Below are 19,693 nucleotides of genomic sequence, written 5' to 3'. Positions count from 1 at the left end.
TAAGAAGGGAGAATATGGACACAAGGTTCCTACAAGCCAATAAAGAAGCACGCTGGGCCTTTGGCTTAACGTTGGCTTATCTGGCTGGGTGGATAATAACGGCGTATTTACCGGGCAACATCGCTGGGATAAGCGGTCTACCGGCCTGGTTTGAAGCCGCCTGTATTGCACTGCCACTGCTATTTATTGTGCTGTGCTGGTTAATGGTACGCGTCATATTTCGTGATATCCCATTGGGGGACGACAATGCAAACTGAGGTCGTCCTGCCATTAGTGGGCTATCTGGCCATGGTATTTGGCTTATCAGTTTATGCTTATACCCGCCGCAAAACTGGGAATTTCCTCAACGAATACTTCATTGGCAACCGCTCAATGGGGGGATTCGTACTGGCAATGACCCTAACCGCCACTTATATCAGTGCCAGCTCATTTATCGGCGGGCCGGGTGCCGCTTATAAATACGGCCTTGGCTGGGTGCTGTTGGCTATGATTCAATTGCCAGCAGTATGGTTGTCACTGGGCGTATTGGGTAAGAAATTCGCCATCCTGGCACGCCGTTATAATGCTGTAACCCTTAACGACATGTTGTATGCGCGCTATCAGAGCCGCTTATTGGTATGGCTTGCCAGCCTCAGCTTACTGGTGGCATTTATCGGTGCCATGACAGTACAATTTATCGGCGGTGCTCGTTTACTGGAAACAGCAGCGGGTATTCCTTATGACACGGGTTTACTGATTTTCGGTATCAGCATCGCGCTATATACCTCTTTTGGTGGTTTCCGCGCCAGTGTACTCAACGACGCCATGCAAGGGCTGGTGATGTTGGTCGGTACTATTTTGCTATTGGTGGCGGTTATCCATGCCGCAGGTGGTCTACATAAAGCCGTCGAGACTCTACAGCATATTGATCCCGCACTGGTTTCTCCACAAGGTGGCGATCAGATCCTCGATCTGCCGTTTATGGCATCATTCTGGATCCTGGTATGCTTTGGGGTTATTGGCCTACCACATACCGCCGTACGCTGTATTTCGTACCGTGATAGTAAAGCAGTGCATCGCGGCATTATCCTCGGCACCATTGTGGTAGCAATCTTGATGTTCGGTATGCATTTAGCTGGCGCATTAGGCCGGGCAGTGTTGCCAGACCTGAAGATTCCGGATCAAGTGATCCCGACACTGATGATAACCGTGCTGCCCCCCTTTGCTGCCGGGATCTTTTTGGCGGCACCGATGGCGGCGATTATGTCGACCATTAATGCCCAGTTGCTGCAATCCTCTGCCACCATCGTGAAAGATTTATACCTCAATCTGTGGCCGGAAGAGCTGAAGAACGAGCGTAAACTGACACGTATATCCAGCATGTCGACACTGATACTCGGGCTATTACTGCTGCTTGCTGCCTGGCGTCCGCCAGAAATGATTATCTGGCTGAATCTATTAGCCTTTGGCGGCTTGGAAGCCGTATTCCTCTGGCCACTGGTGTTAGGGTTGTACTGGGAGCGCGCCAATGCTCACGGTGCCCTTAGCTCAATGATCGTTGGTGCGATATGCTATACCGTGCTGGCCAGTTTCGACATTAAGATTGCAGGTTTGCATCCGATAGTGCCATCTCTGGTGCTTAACCTGCTGGCGTTTTATATCGGTAATCAGTTTGGCGATAGGGCGCGAGCGCGACAGCCTGTTGTAGTTAGCACTGATTAGAAACGATTAATTTATATTAGCTCGATTATATACCCAGTAGATTTCAAGATGCAGGAAGGCGGCAAGCGAGCGCATCCCGATGATGTTTACACCAGTAAGTGACTCGGGTGAATACGCGCACCCAACCCCCTGCGACTTGAAAGATGAAGGGGATTAAACTTTTGAGAGAAAAGCTATGCCTTGGATCCAACTAAAATTAAACACCACCGGTAATCAGGCCGAATCCCTTGGGGACGCGCTAATCGAAAGTGGCGCAGTATCCGTAACTTTCCAGGATACCCACGATAACCCTGTATTTGAACCGCTGCCAGGTGAAACTCGCCTGTGGGGCGATACCGATGTAATCGGTCTGTATGATGCGGAAACTGATATGGCAGAAGTGATTGCCATGCTGGAATATAATCCACAGCTCGGTAAAGGTTTCATCCATAAAATTGAGCAGTTGGAAGATAAAGATTGGGAACGTGAATGGATGGATAACTTCCATCCAATGCGTTTTGGCGAGCGTCTGTGGATCTGCCCGAGCTGGCGCGATGTGCCCGACCCTACTGCCGTTAATGTGATGCTTGACCCTGGTTTAGCCTTTGGGACCGGTACTCACCCGACTACCGCATTGTGTCTGCAATGGCTCGATGGCCTCAATCTGACAGGGAAAACAGTTATCGACTTCGGTTGTGGCTCTGGCATCCTGGCGATAGCAGCGCTAAAACTCGGTGCAGCGCGCGCTATTGGCATTGATATCGATCCGCAGGCTATCCAGGCCAGCCGCGATAACGCGCAACGTAATGGCGTTTCAGAGCGTCTGGAGCTGTATCTCGCCAAAGATCAGCCAGCCGATTTATCTGCTGACGTGGTGGTCGCCAATATCCTGGCTGGCCCATTACGCGAACTGGCGCCACTGATTAGCGTCTTGCCGGTTTCGGGCGGCCATCTTGGCTTGTCAGGTGTGTTGGCAACGCAGGCGGCGGGTGTCGCACAGGCTTACGAGGATAAATTCACTCTCGACCCAGTGGCAGAGAAAGAAGAGTGGTGTCGCATCACCGGTATTAAGAAGTAATACCGCCAGCAAATTATTGGCGTTACAGCTTACATTCATTGCTACGACGCCAATGATCTGACGGCAAATTAGTTGTGACGCCAAATTCGAGGAATAGCGCTAGCATTTCCCTGCATCATACTGCAATCCATCAAGCATTATTTTTAACTAAAATGAGATGTCTAACTCATTTATATCTGTTCTTTATCATTGGTTTGATGAATAAATCAGCACTTTCGACCACAATCATGCTATGCCTGTAGTCGATAATTATGTTGTTTAGTAGAAAATACTCAAGCGCACAAATTAACCATATCCACATAACGTCATGTTATATATGGATTAATGATTAATTAGCTCAGATTGACCTATTATTTATTGCTCTTTTTTCATCAATTGGTCAAAGTTTGGCCTTTCATCTGAGAGCAAAAATGCGTAATATACGCGCCCTTACGGACACAGTGTGGTCATTCTTTGTCTATGCGTATTGGACACATCCAGCTTACAAATTGCCTGATTGCCGCCCCGATGGCTGGTATAACAGACCGCCCCTTCAGAGCGCTATGTCACGGCATGGGGGCTGGGATGACTGTATCTGAAATGCTCTCCTCTAACCCAGAGGTATGGCGGACGGATAAGTCGCGTTTGCGCATGGTTCATAGCGATGAGCCAGGAATTCGTACCGTGCAGATTGCCGGTAACGACCCGGATGAGATGGCAGCAGCCGCCAGAATCAATGTGGCGAATGGTGCACAAATCATCGACATCAATATGGGATGTCCGGCCAAGAAAGTGAACCGTAAACTGGCAGGATCTGCATTATTGCAACATCCTGATCTGGTCAAACAGATCCTCTCCGCAGTGGTTAATGCGGTAGATGTGCCGGTAACGTTGAAGATCCGGACTGGTTGGTCTGCCGAACACCGTAACTGTATAGAAATTGCCCAACTGGCTGAAAATTGTGGTATACAGGCCCTGACGATTCATGGCCGAACCCGTTCTTGCCTGTTTAATGGCGAGGCGGAATACGACAGTATTCGATCAGTTAAGCAGATTGTTTCCATTCCCGTTATCGCGAATGGCGACATCACTGACCCGCATAAAGCCAGAGCGGTGCTCGACTACACTGGGGCTGATGCCCTGATGATAGGACGTGCCGCTCAGGGAAGACCTTGGATCTTCCGGGAAATCCAGCATTACCTGGACACTGGGGAGCTGCTGCCACCGATGCCACTTGGCGAAGTGCAGCGCTTGTTGAACGGGCATATACGGGAATTGCACGACTTTTATGGTCCAGGCAAGGGATTTCGTATTGCACGTAAGCACGTCTCTTGGTATCTCCAGGAGCACGCCCCTAACGACCAGTTTCGGCGCACATTCAACGCCATTGAGGATGCCAGCGAACAGCTGGAGGCGTTGGAGGCATATTTCGAAAATCTTGCGTAAACAGAAAAAAGAGCTGACAGAACTATGTTCGAACAACGCGTAAATTCTGACGTACTGACCGTTGCAACCGTAAACTCACAAGATCAGGTGACTCAAAAGCCTTTGCGTGACTCGGTTAAACAAGCACTGAAGAACTATTTTGCTCAACTGAATGGTCAGGATGTAAGTGACCTGTATGAGTTGGTACTGGCTGAAGTTGAACAGCCATTGTTGGACATGGTGATGCAATACACCCGTGGCAACCAAACCCGCGCTGCCCTAATGATGGGCATCAACCGTGGCACGCTGCGTAAGAAATTGAAAAAATACGGCATGAACTGATACTAGTCAGTTAAGGTGTTGTTTAAAAAGGCGTACTCCACACGGAGCGCGCCTTTTTTATTAGATCATATTCAGGCAACTTCTACTCGATTTCGTCCGTGCTGCTTCGCGCGATATAGCGCTTCATCAGCCCGTTTCAGTGTATCTTCTGGCATTCCTTCTCCATTCCAAAACGCCACACCCAATGAAATCGTGATAGGTCGAATGTCTGCCATCACCATCATTTCTACATTTTGCCGTAGCCGCTTGGCGACCTGTGTGGCGACTTCAGGCTCCGTGCCAGGTAACAACATCAGAAACTCTTCACCGCCACTGCGACATAGGATATCGCTGTCACGTGAACTTTCGCGGATTTGTATCGCCAATTGCTTGATAACCTCATCGCCGACGTCATGACCATAAGAGTCATTAATCTCTTTAAAGTGATCAATATCCAATGCAATAACAGAAAAATGCTGTCCGAGCTGCGCGAGAGGCTCAAGTGTTGTCGCTAGGCCACGTCGGTTATACAGGCCAGTCATGGGATCGGTTTGGGCCTCAAACCTCAACTTACCGATTTTCTTTTGCAACAGACTGATGCCGATCAGCAATGCTCGTTTGAGCTGAGTCGATTCGAAATACCATGAGGGAATCTCTTTAATGCTGCTGGCAATATCTGGCTTATCCATATCATTAGCACTACCTGCCAGAAGCCACAATGGGCGAGCGATTAAGCGGGATAACAACCAAACTCCCAACAAGGTCAGTAATGCCAGTGGTGCTATGTGGCCCAAGCCTTTAAGCATCAAACCTTCCAGAGGTTTCAAAGTGGATGACTCTGGTCGCAATGTAATAATCTCCCAACCTGGCGGCTCCACAACGGCATAACCCGCCAGCATCGACTCACCATTGTTGATAGTCACCATCAAGCTGCCATTGTCAGCTTTTTTGACAGCCTCGGTAATCGGCTTCGGCTCCAGTATCTCGCCAATGCGATTAACATCCCGGTGATACAAAATGCGTCGATCACGGTCGAGTACCACAATGTAAGAACCATCTCGATAATAATGCTCACCCAATAACTCATTTAAAATACTTTTCTTACGCAGATAAATCGTCCCGCCTATATAGCCGCGATAGTGTCCATCTGGCGTGATGATAGGTGACGATATATTGATAACCAGATTATTGGCTGCTGACACATAGGGTTTACTGATAAGCGGACGCCGGACTTTTAGCGCTTCCGCTGCTCCTGGCGAGGTCAAAGTATGGCCCAAGAGTTGTAGGCTATCTGGCGATGTTGCACGGACAACGCCGTGAGCATCGGTTATCACTACCGAATTAAAACTGTCTGTTTGGTATTTGAGCCGTGCGGTTTCTGCTTGCAGAACAGTCTGATCATCAAAATGATTAGCGGCAATCATGCTGCTGTAATGAAGCTGCTTTTGCGCACTTCGTAAAAAAATTTCAGTGCTTGACGCCAGCTTAGTGGCATAAACACGGTTAGCTTCCAGTGTGTTATCAATCAACAGCTGCCGTTGAACCCGATAGCTGGCATAGAAGCTATTTGCCAGTGTCACAAAGGCACTCATCACAGCCAGAATGAGGATTAAGCGACCTAAGTCGAGGCGGAAAATCTTGGTTGAAATCATCGAGCGTAACAAGACAACATTCCTGAAGAGGTTAATCGGCGATATTTGGTATTGACGTTAACATGAAAAGGAAGCGGGAACTCGCCTATGTGAGCATCTGCTCATTATTTATCTCCTCAAATGCATCATTATCACGCTATAGTCATTATTAACAGTTATCTATACCCTCAATAATTCGAGTTGCAGGAAGGCGGCAACTGAGTAAATTTCCTGGAGCTTACATGAGTAAGTGGCTGGCAGCCAACGCACATGCAGTTTGAAATATGACGGGGATATGGCTTTGGTGATTGTTAGCTAACGTCTGATTTGTACTGATAATTAGGGGGTCATGATGAATAAACTGGTCATTGTTGTAGCACTTGCGGCTACCGTATTAAGTGGGTGTGCCAACAACCGAACGGCGTCTGGTGATACTTTCACTGCTTCTCAGGCACGACAAGTACAGACTGTGACTTACGGCACGGTAGTCTCAGCGCGGCCAGTCACCATTCAGGGTGGTGATAAGAATAATATCGCTGGTGCCATTGGTGGGGCCGTAGTGGGTGGCTTCCTGGGTAATACTATCGGCGGTGGTCGTGGTAATAGCCTGGCGACAGCGGGCGGTGTCGTTGCTGGTGGTATGGCGGGTCAGGGTGTGCAAAGCGCAATGAACCGCAGTGAAGGTGTTCAACTGGAAATCCGTCGCGATGATGGCAGCAGCATCGTTGTCGTACAGGCACAGGGGCCAACCCGGTTCAGTGCAGGTCAACGCGTTATCATTGCCAGTGATCGAAGCGGTACAGTGACAGTTTCACCTCGTTAAATTCAAGTACCGGGGGGATTCCCCCGGTACTTAGCGGCCTAATGCAAAAAAATGCAGTTTTTTTTATTGGTCTAATTGGCTGTTTAGTCACATTAAAATAGCCAATTTCATGCATGCTTAGCTAAAAAAACCATTGATATTAGTTATAGCAGTCGAATATTGGGTTGCCACGAGTAATTTGTTGTGGTTAAATAGCGTCATCGGTTTGGAACACAGACCTTATGAAAGCAGTTTTAGTAAAGCAGTCCTCAGTTCAAGCGTTATCCATAGATATCCCTTCTCCGTGAGTCTCCTCCTAAGTGCCCAATAAGTTATCCTCTGAAAAACAGACCACGCTCGCTAACATATTGTGGAAAAACAGTATGGTGGCAAAAAAAATAATTGAAGGAAGTATCTCTATGTCTAATAAAATGACTGGTTTAGTAAAATGGTTTGACGCTGGTAAAGGTTTTGGTTTCATTACGCCTGCTGATGGCAGCAAAGACGTGTTCGTTCACTTCTCGGCTATCCAGAGCAATGATTTCAAAACCCTGGATGAAGGTCAAAAAGTTGAGTTCTCTATCGAGAACGGCGCTAAAGGCCCATCAGCGGTAAACGTAGTCGCTCTGTAATTCAGTGTGATTAGGGGAAGCAGGCTGCCAATAGCGATGACGGTTAGACCCGAGCAGAGCACCTACTCCCCAGTAAAGTAGTACCCGGTTGACAGTAACATTTATGCAAGCAGTTTTAGTAAAGCAGTTCCCCGTATTAGCGTTATCAGACAGATATCTCTTCTCCGCGAAATTCCTTCTAAGTGCCCCATAAGTTGTACCCAAGCCTATTCGCTCGCCAATGGCGGCAATCAAAAATAATTGAAGGAAGTATCTCTATGTCTAATAAAATGACTGGTTTAGTAAAATGGTTTAACGCCGATAAAGGTTTTGGTTTCATTACTCCTGCTGATGGCAGCAAAGACGTGTTCGTTCACTTCTCTGCTATCCAGAGCAATGATTTCAAAACCCTGGATGAAGGTCAAAAAGTTGAGTTCTCTATCGAGAACGGCGCTAAAGGCCCATCAGCGGTAAACGTTATTGCTCTGTAAGAGTCAATAATAGATATCTAAATCATTGAACTACAGTTTTAATGATGCAGGTATATCGGAATGATTTACGATAGCGATGAAGGTGATAGCCCTGAGCAGTTAAATCATTCTGAATAAAAAAAGCCCGCCTTTGTGCGGGTTTTTTTGTGTCTGAGAATATCATCCTATCTCTGATAATATAAGTATATGTTCAGATAAACCTGACATATTCAATGTTCAATATTTATTCATTATATCTTAACGGATATCTTCATTCTGTACTGCTGTTTACACTTCTCTCTCAGGCCCTTTACCATCTTGTCTATTCGTGCAAAATTATGTTGTTTTAACAGATAAAATCCCGCGCCATATAATTAATAAAGTAGAGTAATCGCCAAATTTAGTCTGAATTACCTTGTTCAGAGTAATATATTTATTTCACCAAACATCCCTGCTCCGTACAATATAAAAATGACTTTGATCAAAATCATGACGTTATTTTATCTATACAGTTATTTCATATAATCACAGCCTTAATAATATAACTATTCCCTACATCTGTTGGCGATGATTAACACTGCACATAAAATAGCATTAGGGTAAATATTCATGTCGATATTCAAAACGCGTATAGCAAGGATGCTGCTGATCCTATTTATTGGGATAAGTATCTGGTTTAGCCCAGTACCGGAATCGGTGGATCCACGAGCCTGGCATCTCATGGCGGTCTTTGCCGCAACAGTTATTGGCCTGATTCTCTCGCCATACCCGCTAGGGGCAATGGCCGTGTTTAGTCTAACGGTCGTGGCCGCCACCGGTTTGTTGAGCATTAAAGAGGTGCTCGCCGGTTTTGGCGATCCAACCATCTGGATGATAGCCTGTGCTTTCTTTATTTCACGCGGATTTATTAAAACAGGTTTTGGCCGCCGAGTTGGATACTTATTTATCAGTAAGTTAGGTCACAGCTCATTGGGTCTGGCTTACGGCTTGGTGCTAACAGATTTACTGTTTGCGCCCGCAATGCCATCAACCTCTGCCCGTTGTGGTGGCATCATCACCCCGCTGTTCCGCTCAATATCTGAAGCTTATGAATCCACACCAGACCGGGGTACTGAACGAAAAATCGGGGCTTTCCTGGTGCAATGTATCTTCCAATGTAACGCGATTACTTGCGCCATGTTCCTGACCTCAATGGCCGGTAACCCGATGATAGGCAAGTTGGCCGGCGAGATGGGCATCACCATTACCTGGACTAGTTGGGCATTGGCTGCGATTGTCCCCGGTTTAATCTCTCTGGCGGTCATTCCGTTGCTGCTATATCGCTTTTATCCACCGGAACTGAAAAAAACACCGGAAATGCGCGCACTGGCTCTCGTGAAACTGAAAGAAATGGGGCCGATGAGCCGCAATGAATGGATCGTGTTATCTGTATTCGTTGGGTTGGTAACTCTGTGGGTATGCGGTGCAGCACTGAATATCGATGCTACTATGACGGCCTTTATTGGTCTGGCTATCCTGCTGCTGAGCGGTGCACTAACCTGGGATGATGTCATCGCCGAGAAAGAAGCATGGCACACGGTGATTTGGTTTGCGGTATTGCTAACCCTTGCCAGCCAACTGAATAAACTGGGATTTATAAGCTGGTTTGGTGCCTCAATTGCTGGCTCAGTACAGGGCATGAATTGGGTACCGATGATGGGTATTCTGCTGCTGGCGTACTATTACAGCCATTACATGATGGCCAGTGCCATCGCTCATATCAGCGCTATGTATGCGATTTTTGTTTCTATTGCTATCGCAGCGGGCGCCCCGCCAATGCTGACAGTACTGGTGTTTGGTATGTTCAGTAACTTATACATGGCGACCACCCATTACTCCGGCGGCCCAGCGCCAATCCTGTTTGGATGTAACTTCATCCCGCTGGCAACCTGGTGGAAAATCGGTTTTCTGATCAGTTTAGTGGTCATTCCTATCTGGCTGATTATCGGTAGTGCCTGGTGGAAAGTGTTAGGGTTCTGGTAAGCATTCCGTGCACTTAAAGTTAAACACCGCGCTAATATATCGGCGCGGTGTATTTATTAGCTGCTGATATTCCTCCACGACAACCGCCAGAACACATTCCCCCCTCAACCCTTGATCTTGTTATTTCATTTGCCGCGGTTATGATATAATTCGCCAAAAGCTAATCTCGCTTACCGATAGCCCCTGTTTTGTGACCATTCACTACGCGACACCGCTTTTAATGTAAATGTAAATAATGTGTCAATTATCGTATTTGCGAAAACGATAGTCGACCTATGGTGTCTGAAGATATGTACCGCTATCGAATTATATCCTTATGCGCTACACGCTCGCACTTAACGTATAACGATAGAGTTCCCTATGATAAAACCGCAGAAGTTTCATATTTCCCTGCTCCACCCACGCTATTGGCTGACTTGGTTTGGCCTTGGCTTACTGTTTCTGTTAGTCCAACTACCCTATCCAGTGATCAATAAGTTAGGAATTTGGCTCGGCCGTACCTCAATGCGTTTTCTTAAGCGCCGAGTTTCTATCGCCCGACGTAACTTGGAACTGTGCTTCCCTGATATGGACAACGCTACCCTCGAACGGACTATTGTGGGTAATTTTGAATCCTTGGGTATGGGGTTACTGGAGACCGGTATGGCATGGTTTTGGCCCGATGCGCGCGTCAAACGCTGGTTTACTGTTTCCGGACTCAATAACCTGAAAAAAGCGCAGGAAGGTAATCGCGGTGTCTTGGTCATTGGTGTGCATTTTATGTCACTGGAACTGGGTGGCCGAGTGATGGGCCAATGTCAGCCGATGATGGCAATGTACCGCCCACACAATAATAAAGTGATGGAACTGGTGCAGACGTGGGGGCGTATGCGCTCCAATAAAGCAATGTTGGATCGCAAAGACCTGCGTGGCATGGTGCAGGCCCTGAAGAAAGGTGAAGCCGTTTGGTTTGCACCAGATCAGGACTACGGCCCACGTGGCAGCGTTTTCGCGCCCTTGTTTGCGGTAAATCAAGCCGCGACCACCAGCGGTACTTTTATGTTAGCGCGTCTGGCAAAACCGGCATTACTGCCGTTGGTGCTGCTGCGTAAAACGGATGGCAGCGGTTATGACCTGCTTATCCAACCGGCATTGGAAGATTATCCAATAGACGATGAATTAGCCGCCGCCCGTTACATGAATAAAGTGATCGAAAAAGAAATCATGCGCGCGCCTGAGCAATATCTTTGGTTGCACCGCCGTTTCAAAACCCGCCCAGCGGGCGAAGCATCACTCTATTAAGTCATCGTGTTCATAGAAAAACCCGGTCTCTGCCGGGTTTTTTATTGCCGTAATTCCACTTTGTATGGCGAAATTACGGCTGTATAACCACCGGTGCTGCACTGCCTATCTGTGTCGCACTTTCACTTATCGCAATAGCATTACGCCCCGGTAATGTCTTACAAGCCGCTCCAACGACTGGAGGTGCCGTCGTGGGATAGACATCTTTGGGTGAGATATAAACCGGCGTGGTAGCGACAAAACCGTCACTGAAAGTGGCTTCAACAAAAGTCGCCTGCCAACCAGAAGTGGGGACCGTCAGTGCGATATCAAGTGTATTATCTGGTGTGACTGCCAGTGGGAACTCGCTGTAGCGCACATCACAAGCATAGCGAAAATCACGTGCCTCACTGTTCGCAGCAGTCCACAACAACACTTTATCCGGCGTCTCAGATAAGCTTATCGTCAATGTTTTCACCTTATTTTTTATGGCGATGCTGGTATTGACTTGCGGCATTGACATGGATTGGCGTACGCGATTAACAAAAGAAATAAGTGACTGTTCGCTGAAAGTCTTAATACCCGAGTGACTAGAATTTGGTGCAACCCGCAGTGCTTTCTCACCGGGTAATTCGTCGTAATAAAAATCTGTATTGTCAGGCACGTAAAAATCATCGCCACTGGCATTGATAATATATTTCGGAATACTAAGCCGTGATTGGTACTCAGTCCCCATGTACTGGAGGGGATCAATAATTTGCATCAATTTAGCAAAACCGGCCGTATCCAACTTTTTATCAACTTCATCCAAATAATAAGGGGTAAAAGCGATGGGCCAATTGCCACCATAAGATTGATACATGTGTTCCAATGCAGCGCGAGTATCCAGTAAATCAATAACAAACGGCGCGATGGCTATAACGCGCGAATCCGCAATCGCCGTCAACCAAGTTGTCCAGCCACGTTTGGATAAGCCGGTGACAATAAAACGGTCTAATGCTTTCTCCGGCAAAGCTTGTTGGGCCATCGTCATAGCTTGGGAAATCGCCGCCGCCATTGGGACTTGTAAAGGTAATATTGTACGAGACTCCGGCGCATCCATAAATAAAGTCCAACTACGAGCGACACTGTAATCCTCTTTACGTGGTTCATTATCCTGCTGATATTCAAGATATTGATTGGGAATAGTGCTAATCGCTATCACTACCGTTTGGGTTTTGCGGGCAATATTTTGCAATGACTCGATGGAAAAGTCAGTCGGCCCGGAGACAGGAACCGTATCGCTAGGATGGTTAGTACCATTATTAATCACCACCAGCCCTTGCGTTGAAGTACTCTCACTCGGAATAAAAACCTCAACTTTATGCTGCCAGGTAGCAGGAGTGACTAACCCCTCTGGTGACCAATGCTGAGAAGTCAGTTGGCAGCGGCGCCATTCCAACCCCGGCAAATTCTCCTGACTCAGCAAATGGTAGAGAAGTGGTTCTGTGGCTAATTTATCTTTGTAGCAGGATAAAACCTGAGAGAAATCAGTATTGCTGCATTTTGTCGACTCAACATCCGTTTGTGCCAGGCAACGTGTCGTGAGTAGCCACGGCAACACACATATCAAGACAGTTAAATAACGAGGCATAATCCCTATCCTTTTATCTAATTTAGGTAAAAACATTCCCAAAGGGATTAGATAACGGATTGAGAATTCAAAAAATCCGAATTTCACCTGTCTTGCCGATTTTTTATATTAAGACACAGATAAAACACCAGCAGTAAATCCATTCGGCAGCCTGAAATCCTACAGATTCAGAGCATAGGAATTTTCTGCCCTAAAAAACACCAATTTGCCCTGAAATGCCCTATTAAAGGGCGTTTTATCCTATCGGCAGCCCCCAGAAAGAGTTAACCCTTAGTAATTATCCAGTTGTTCAATGAAATATAACTCTGGCACTCCATTTGCTAATACCAAACTGGCTACACGCCAACAGACAGCGACGGTGCATCACGGGTGCGCTACAAAATCAAAATAGGCATGACTTTGCCTCACAGGACGCTTTGATGAAAAACATAATGATTTCAACGCTGGTTGCTGCTGCTTCATTAGTGGCATTAGCGGGTCAGGCCCACGCGGGCACGACTTTGGATGCGGTGAAGAAAAAAGGCTTTGTGCAATGTGGTATCAGTGATGGGTTACCTGGCTTCTCATATGCAGATGCCAGCGGAAAATTCTCCGGCCTTGACGTTGATGTTTGTCGTGGTGTGGCTGCTGCCATCTTTGGTGATGCAGAAAAAGTAAAATATACCCCGTTGACAGCCAAGGAGCGCTTCACCGCGCTGCAATCAGGTGAAGTTGATATTTTATCCCGTAACACCACCTGGACATCATCCCGCGATGCTGGAATGGGCATGTTGTTTACCGGCGTGAACTATTATGACGGTATTGGTTTCCTGACACACAATAAAGCCGGGCTGAAAAGTGCCAAAGAGCTGGATGGTGCCACTGTGTGTATTCAAGCCGGTACCGACACTGAGCTGAATGTCGCCGACTACTTTAAAGCCAATAAGATGCAATACACCCCGGTCACCTTCGACCGCTCCGATGAAAGTGCCAAAGCGCTGGATTCCGGCCGCTGCGACACGCTGGCTTCCGACCAATCTCAACTGTATGCATTGCGTATCAAGTTAGGTAAACCAGACGAATTTATCGTATTACCGGAAGTTATCTCCAAAGAACCACTGGGGCCAGTGGTACGCCGTGGCGATGAAGATTGGTTTGCCCTTGTACGCTGGACATTGTTTGCCATGCTGAACGCAGAAGAAATGGGTGTGACATCGAAAAATGTCGAAGAACTGGCAGCCAAACCGACCACTCCTGATATGGCTCATTTATTAGGCCAGGAAGGCAATTACGGTAAAGATCTAAAAGTGCCGAATGATTGGGTAGTTAAAATCGTCAAACAAGTGGGCAACTACGGCGAAAGTTTCGATCGTAATGTGGGAATGGGCAGTGAGCTGAAAATCAAACGCGGCCAAAATGCGCTGTGGAACAATGGCGGCCTTCAATACGCCCCTCCGGTTCGCTGATGTAGACTCCCCTCCGGCAGGCTAGCCCTGCCGGATGAATGACACAGACCGAGGCCCACACTATGTCACAACGCCCAACCGTCAAAGGTGCCTTTTCGCTGACCAATCCAGCAGTGCGCGCCTGGCTGTATCAAATTATCGCGCTATTGATACTGCTCGGATGCGGTGCGTACCTTTTCCATAACACCATCACCAACCTGTCAACCCGAGGTATTACTTCCGGCTTTGCTTTCCTGAATAACAGCGCTGGCTTTGGCATTGTTCAGCATCTTATTGACTACGAACAGGGCGATACCTATGGCCGGGTGTTTCTGGTCGGGTTATTCAATACCTTGTTGGTCTCCGTATTGTGTATTTTCTTTGCTTCAATACTGGGTTTCTTTCTCGGATTGGCGCGCTTGTCCGATAACTGGCTATTACGCAAACTGTCGACCATTTATATTGAGACATTCCGTAATATTCCGCCGTTACTGCAAATCTTCTTCTGGTACTTTGCCGTTTTGCGCAACCTTCCGGGGCCAAGACAGAGCCTGGATGCTTTCGGCGTGGCATTTCTGAGTAACCGTGGTTTATATCTGCCATCCCCTGAATTTGTCGCCGGTTTTGTGCCCGCCCTGATGGCTGTGTTACTGGCGGTTATCGCCATCATTACATTGCATCGCTATAACCATTTTCGTCAGTTACATACCGGGCAATTCCGCCGCACCTGGCCTATAGGCTTGGCGCTGTTAATCGCCCTGCCCACGCTGGCTCATTGGCTATATGGCCCGGCACTGCACTGGGATTTGCCGCAGTTACGGGGGTTTAATTTTAAAGGCGGATTGGTGCTCATTCCCGAACTGGCTGCCTTAACACTGGCTCTGTCGGTTTATACCTCAACCTTTATTGCCGAAGTTATCCGCTCGGGCATTCAGTCCGTGCCTTATGGTCAACATGAAGCCGCCCGCTCATTGGCGTTGCCCAATACCGTCACCTTGCGCCAGGTGATTCTGCCGCAAGCGCTGCGGGTGATCATCCCGCCGCTGACCAGCCAATATTTGAATATCGTCAAGAACTCCTCACTGGCAGCGGCAATTGGCTACCCCGATATGGTGTCGTTGTTTGCCGGAACAGTACTAAACCAGACTGGCCAGGCGATAGAGACCATCGCCATTACCATGTCGGTCTATTTGGTTATCAGTCTGTCCATTTCATTTTTAATGAATCTCTACAACCGGCGCATTGCGCTGGTCGAGCGTTAAGGGAAGCGAATGACGATGATATTAACCCGCGAGCCACCCAGCACGGTACGGCCCGGCAACCCATTAAGCCGTATGGTTTTTTGGGCCAAAAAGAATCTGTTCTCCAGTTGGACTAACAGTTTACTGACCCTTTTGTGTCTATGGCTGATGTGGCAATTGATCCCGCAGCTGCTGAATTGGGCCGTTTTCAACGCCAACTGGCTAGGTACAACGCGCACTGATTGCACCCGAGAAGGTGCCTGCTGGGTATTTATTCATGCACGCTTTGGCCAGTTTATGTATGGCCTTTATCCTATTGATCAGCGCTGGCGCATCAATACCACGTTGATTATTGGCTTGGTCACACTCATCCCGCTGTTCTGGCGCGCAGTGCCACATCGCGGCCGCTATCTGGTGGTTTGGGCCGTGGCCTATCCATTATTGGTATGGGTGATGCTATATGGCGGTTTTTTCGGGCTGACTCGCGTTGAAACGCGCCAATGGGGTGGGTTGACACTGACCTTAATCATTGCAGCCGTCGGGATTGCTGGCGCGTTACCACTCGGCATTTTGCTGGCACTGGCACGCCGCTCCAGTATGCCCGTGGTGCGCATTCTATCGGTGGTATTTATCGAGTTTTGGCGCGGGGTGCCATTAATCACCGTGCTATTCATGTCCTCGGTGATGTTGCCACTATTTATGACCGAAGGCACCAGCATCGATAAGTTGATCCGCGCATTAGTCGGGGTGGTGTTATTCCAATCGGCTTATATCGCAGAGGTGGTGCGCGGTGGCTTACAAGCCCTACCCAAAGGCCAAACCGAGGCCGCCGAATCACTCGGGCTGGGTTATTGGAAAACCCAAGGGCTGGTTATCTTGCCGCAAGCGCTAAAAATGGTGATTCCAGGGCTGGTGAACACCATTATCGCACTGTTTAAAGATACCAGTCTGGTCATCATCATTGGTCTGTTTGACCTGTTCAGCAGCGTACAACAAGCCACTGTCGACCCCGCCTGGCTGGGTATGTCGACCGAGGGCTATGTCTTTGCCGCTGCCGTTTATTGGATTTTCTGTTTCAGCATGTCGCGCTATAGCCAGCATCTGGAGAAGCGCTTTCACACCGGACGTTCCACACATTGAGGCATAACATGAGCGACAAGATGATGATTACGCTGGAAAACGTCAATAAGTGGTACGGGCAGTTCCACGTATTGAAAGATATCAATTTGCATGTACGCCCAGGCGAACGCATCGTGTTATGTGGCCCTTCTGGCTCGGGAAAATCCACCACTATTCGTTGCATTAACCACTTGGAGGAGCATCAGGAAGGGAAAATCATGGTGGATGGTATTGAGCTGAATGATGATTTACGTAACATCGAGCGGGTACGCAGCGAAGTTGGCATGGTGTTCCAACACTTTAATTTGTTTCCGCACTTAACCGTGATGCAAAACTGTACGCTGGCCCCGAGTTGGGTTCGTAAAATGCCGAAGAAAGAAGCGGATGAGCTGGCGATGCATTATCTGGAGCGCGTGCGTATTGCGGAGCATGCACATAAGTTCCCCGGTCAGTTATCCGGCGGGCAGCAGCAGCGAGTAGCCATTGCTCGCTCTCTGTGTATGAAACCCAAAATTATGCTGTTTGACGAGCCGACCTCGGCACTGGATCCGGAAATGGTGAAAGAAGTGCTGGATACCATGATCAGTCTCGCACATGAGGGGATGACCATGCTGTGCGTCACCCATGAGATGGGTTTTGCTCGCACCGTCGCTGATAGGGTTATTTTTATGGATCGCGGGGAAATTGTCGAGCAAGCGCCCCCGGCTGAATTCTTCTCCAATCCAAAATCAGCGCGCACACAGGCATTTTTAGCACAGGTTATTCACTAACAAATTCATTACTTTGGGAGTTTCATTGGGTACTTCCGGGTGAGGGCATCCTCACCCTTTTTTATCGCGGTTACCACAGCAGATGCCCCATCAGCGGTGCGCCGATAACTGTAATAATACCGGCCAGCATCATCACCAGGCTGGATACCACGCCCTCCTGTTGCCCCATCTCATACGCTTTAGCCGTGCCTGCTCCGTGAGAAGAAGCCCCAAGGCCTGCGCCTTTTGCCAAACCACTGCGCACAGAAAGGCGTAGGAATAGCAAATCCCCTACCGCCATCCCGAATACCCCGGTAATCACCACAAACAGTGCCACTAAATCCGGTTGCCCACCCAGCTGTTTTGCCGCTTCCAATGCAAACGGTGTAGTAATAGAACGCACCGCTAAACTGCGCTGCACCTCTTCCGATAGCGTTAATAACTTCGCCAGCCACACCGAGCTGACCACCGCCACGGTAATAGCGGTGATAACTCCCGCAGTCAGAGACAACCAGTGGCGGCGAATAATCGACAGATTCTCATAAACCGGCACCGCAAACGCGATGGTTGCTGGCCCCAATAGCCACAATAACCAATGCGTCTCACCAATATAATCCTGATAAGAGATATGGGTAACCACCAGCAGCAACACCAACACCATCGGCGTCAATACCAAGGGCATCAGCAATAATGACCGGCGGCGGCGATAGAGTTTTTTATTGGCGAAATACAGTGCCAGCGTGGCAAGGAAACACGCAATACTGATAATAAAATCATTCATGATGATTAGACTTGCGGCGCTGTAGCCACACCTCAAAACGGTAAACCCGGTCAACCACCAAACCCGTTGCCGCCAGGGTCAGTGAGGTACTGACCGCGATAACGGCAAAAATCTTCCAACCGTCCACCATGATCAACTGAGCATAATTTACCACCGCCACGACCGCAGGAACAAAGAACAACAGCATTTCAGCCAACAACCAACGTGAACCAGCCTGAACCCAGCGCACCGGCAAAATCCGCAGCATAATCATAGCCAGCAGCAATAGCATGCCGACAATATTGGCGGGTAATGGTAGATGGAAAACGCTAACCAGTTGATCAGAAATAATAAATATCCCAGCATACAGTGCTACTTGAACCGGTACCTGTAAACGCATGAGAACAGACGGCGCAAAACTGCGTAACGCCAATGACATGAGAAACCCCGATGGGAAATTTTACCAGTGCTCAGTATAGGCCGCGGGCAACCTTGCGGAAAATGAATTAAAATCATTGGAATCATGCCTAAATGGCATACTTTTCCGCTCCGCTCACAGGAAAAATAATGGATATCCGAACACTGCGTTATTTCGTCGAAGTCGTGCGCCAGCAAAGCTTCACCCGAGCTGCGGAGAAGTTGTTTGTCACTCAACCCACCCTCAGCAAAATGCTGCGCAATCTGGAAAATGAGTTGGAGTGTAGTTTACTGACGCGTGAGGGGCGACGTCTGCATTTGACCGACAGCGGGCAGGCAGTTTATCAGCGTGGGCTGGTGATTCTCGACCAGTTTCAGCAGTTGGGAGCGGAGCTGGAAGACATTAGCTCATTAAAGAAAGGCAAGCTACGTCTAGGCATTCCGCCGATGGTTGGCACGCAAATGGCGGTACTTATCAGTGAATTTCGCGGCAGTTACCCCGGAGTAGAACTGCAAATTGCTGAATTTGGCGGTTTAACTGTGCAACAGGCGGTGCTCTCTGGGGAATTGGATTTAGCCCTAACGGCCCTCCCCGCTGATGCCGATTTACCGCTAACGTCATTACCGCTGTTCAGTCATCCATTGTGTGTGGTGGTGCCGCGCACCCCGTTTTGGCTTAATCGCACCACCCTCAGTATTCCTGAGTTAGCTGACCAATCCATCCTGATTTATAACGAAGATTTTGCCCTCTATCGCCAGCTAATGGATGCTTTTGCTGCCGGGGGATTTACACCGCAAATCGCCGTGCGCAGCGGTCAGTGGGACTTTCTGGCCGCGATGGTACAAGCCAATATTGGGATCGCCATTTTACCGGAACCTATCTGTCAGCGGCTGGATAAAAATGCACTGTTATGGCTACCATTAGAACCATTGATGCCTTGGCAATTAGGATTGATCTGGCGTCAGGGAAGTTACCTTTCTCACAGTGCGCAGGCGTGGATTAACCGCTGCCGTGAGTTTTGGCCCAATGGTTCGTTGGTGGAAATAAAACCGGCTACTGATCAGTAGCCG

Annotated in this window: 19 protein-coding genes; 15 read left to right on the top strand and 4 right to left on the bottom strand. The window is 48.4% G+C overall.

The annotated features are described in order from the left end of the window. Window positions 1-14: 14 nt before the first annotated feature. The 5 genes from ACF3VQ_RS01770 to fis all read left to right on the top strand — a co-directional run bounded on the left by ACF3VQ_RS01770 (window position 15) and on the right by fis (window position 4,504). Window positions 15-257, top strand: coding sequence for a YhdT family protein (locus ACF3VQ_RS01770; protein WP_392433136.1), 243 nt, complete (start codon window positions 15-17; stop codon window positions 255-257). Continuing rightward, a complete protein-coding gene (gene panF, locus ACF3VQ_RS01765; RefSeq protein ID WP_392433135.1) occupies window positions 247-1,701 on the top strand; it encodes a sodium/pantothenate symporter in 1,455 nt (484 codons plus the stop codon). The genes ACF3VQ_RS01770 and panF overlap by 11 nt, the downstream gene beginning before the upstream one ends. 175 nt (window positions 1,702-1,876) lie before the next feature. Beyond that, on the top strand, window positions 1,877-2,758 hold the full coding sequence (gene prmA, locus ACF3VQ_RS01760; protein ID WP_392433134.1) for a 50S ribosomal protein L11 methyltransferase: 882 nt from the start codon (window positions 1,877-1,879) through the stop codon (window positions 2,756-2,758). Window positions 2,759-3,217: 459 nt separating this feature from the next. Next, window positions 3,218-4,183: a tRNA dihydrouridine synthase DusB gene (gene dusB, locus ACF3VQ_RS01755; protein ID WP_005174350.1), complete on the top strand. Its 966-nt coding sequence runs from the start codon at window positions 3,218-3,220 to the stop codon at window positions 4,181-4,183. Between the two features lie 24 nt (window positions 4,184-4,207). After that, complete coding sequence (gene fis, locus ACF3VQ_RS01750; RefSeq protein ID WP_002210061.1) at window positions 4,208-4,504, top strand: DNA-binding transcriptional regulator Fis; 297 nt, start codon at window positions 4,208-4,210, stop codon at window positions 4,502-4,504. A gap of 71 nt (window positions 4,505-4,575) precedes the next feature. Here the strand turns inward: fis and ACF3VQ_RS01745 are convergent, their stop codons facing one another. After that, the gene (locus ACF3VQ_RS01745) at window positions 4,576-6,135 is read right to left on the bottom strand and encodes a sensor domain-containing diguanylate cyclase (RefSeq protein WP_392435410.1); all 1,560 of its coding nucleotides are present in this window, start codon (window positions 6,133-6,135) and stop codon (window positions 4,576-4,578) included. A 331-nt stretch (window positions 6,136-6,466) separates the two neighbouring features. Here ACF3VQ_RS01745 and ACF3VQ_RS01740 point away from each other — a divergent pair, with 331 nt between their 5' ends. From ACF3VQ_RS01740 to lpxP, 5 genes are all read left to right on the top strand, one after another. Beyond that, window positions 6,467-6,937, top strand: coding sequence for a glycine zipper 2TM domain-containing protein (locus ACF3VQ_RS01740; RefSeq protein ID WP_075336430.1), 471 nt, complete (start codon window positions 6,467-6,469; stop codon window positions 6,935-6,937). A gap of 398 nt (window positions 6,938-7,335) precedes the next feature. Beyond that, window positions 7,336-7,548, top strand: a complete 213-nt coding sequence (gene cspA, locus ACF3VQ_RS01735) for an RNA chaperone/antiterminator CspA (RefSeq protein WP_005163090.1) — start codon at window positions 7,336-7,338, stop codon at window positions 7,546-7,548. 257 nt (window positions 7,549-7,805) lie between these two features. Further along, window positions 7,806-8,018, top strand: coding sequence for a cold shock protein CspG (cspG, locus tag ACF3VQ_RS01730; RefSeq protein ID WP_005163087.1), 213 nt, complete (start codon window positions 7,806-7,808; stop codon window positions 8,016-8,018). Between the two features lie 588 nt (window positions 8,019-8,606). Further along, window positions 8,607-10,019 (top strand): anion permease, encoded by a 1,413-nt coding sequence (locus ACF3VQ_RS01725; RefSeq protein ID WP_392433133.1) that lies wholly within the window; start codon window positions 8,607-8,609, stop codon window positions 10,017-10,019. 360 nt (window positions 10,020-10,379) lie between these two features. Next, window positions 10,380-11,300, top strand: coding sequence for a kdo(2)-lipid IV(A) palmitoleoyltransferase (gene lpxP, locus ACF3VQ_RS01720; RefSeq protein ID WP_392433132.1), 921 nt, complete (start codon window positions 10,380-10,382; stop codon window positions 11,298-11,300). 73 nt (window positions 11,301-11,373) lie between these two features. Here the strand turns inward: lpxP and ACF3VQ_RS01715 are convergent, their stop codons facing one another. Beyond that, window positions 11,374-12,912: a PhoPQ-activated pathogenicity-related family protein gene (locus ACF3VQ_RS01715; protein ID WP_392433131.1), complete on the bottom strand. Its 1,539-nt coding sequence runs from the start codon at window positions 12,910-12,912 to the stop codon at window positions 11,374-11,376. A 419-nt stretch (window positions 12,913-13,331) separates the two neighbouring features. Here ACF3VQ_RS01715 and ACF3VQ_RS01710 point away from each other — a divergent pair, with 419 nt between their 5' ends. The 4 genes from ACF3VQ_RS01710 (at window position 13,332) to ACF3VQ_RS01695 (ending at window position 17,466) form a co-directional block, all read left to right on the top strand. Beyond that, window positions 13,332-14,357: an amino acid ABC transporter substrate-binding protein gene (locus ACF3VQ_RS01710; protein ID WP_392433130.1), complete on the top strand. Its 1,026-nt coding sequence runs from the start codon at window positions 13,332-13,334 to the stop codon at window positions 14,355-14,357. Between the two features lie 62 nt (window positions 14,358-14,419). Further along, window positions 14,420-15,598, top strand: a complete 1,179-nt coding sequence (locus ACF3VQ_RS01705) for an amino acid ABC transporter permease (RefSeq protein ID WP_392433129.1) — start codon at window positions 14,420-14,422, stop codon at window positions 15,596-15,598. Between the two features lie 9 nt (window positions 15,599-15,607). Beyond that, entirely contained in the window at window positions 15,608-16,717 is a 1,110-nt protein-coding gene (locus tag ACF3VQ_RS01700; protein WP_392433128.1) for an amino acid ABC transporter permease, read from the top strand. Between the two features lie 8 nt (window positions 16,718-16,725). Beyond that, on the top strand, window positions 16,726-17,466 hold the full coding sequence (locus ACF3VQ_RS01695; protein ID WP_392433126.1) for an amino acid ABC transporter ATP-binding protein: 741 nt from the start codon (window positions 16,726-16,728) through the stop codon (window positions 17,464-17,466). Between the two features lie 70 nt (window positions 17,467-17,536). On the opposite strand, the gene ACF3VQ_RS01690 is transcribed toward ACF3VQ_RS01695, so the two are convergent. Then, complete coding sequence (locus tag ACF3VQ_RS01690) at window positions 17,537-18,226, bottom strand: LrgB family protein (protein WP_005174368.1); 690 nt, start codon at window positions 18,224-18,226, stop codon at window positions 17,537-17,539. Beyond that, window positions 18,219-18,644, bottom strand: coding sequence for a CidA/LrgA family protein (locus ACF3VQ_RS01685; RefSeq protein WP_019080101.1), 426 nt, complete (start codon window positions 18,642-18,644; stop codon window positions 18,219-18,221). Before ACF3VQ_RS01685 ends, ACF3VQ_RS01690 begins: the two co-directional genes overlap by 8 nt. Window positions 18,645-18,772: 128 nt before the next feature. Between ACF3VQ_RS01685 and ACF3VQ_RS01680 the strand changes: the two genes are divergently transcribed. Next, window positions 18,773-19,690, top strand: a complete 918-nt coding sequence (locus ACF3VQ_RS01680; RefSeq protein ID WP_392433125.1) for a LysR substrate-binding domain-containing protein — start codon at window positions 18,773-18,775, stop codon at window positions 19,688-19,690. The last annotated feature ends 3 nt before the right edge of the window (window positions 19,691-19,693 follow it).

The organism is Yersinia fenwicki (assembly GCF_043099325.1).
Taxonomy (GTDB): Bacteria; Pseudomonadota; Gammaproteobacteria; order Enterobacterales; family Enterobacteriaceae; genus Yersinia.
The sequence above is the reverse complement of the archived record's forward strand: the minus strand, read 5'-3'. Positions and strand labels throughout refer to the sequence as shown.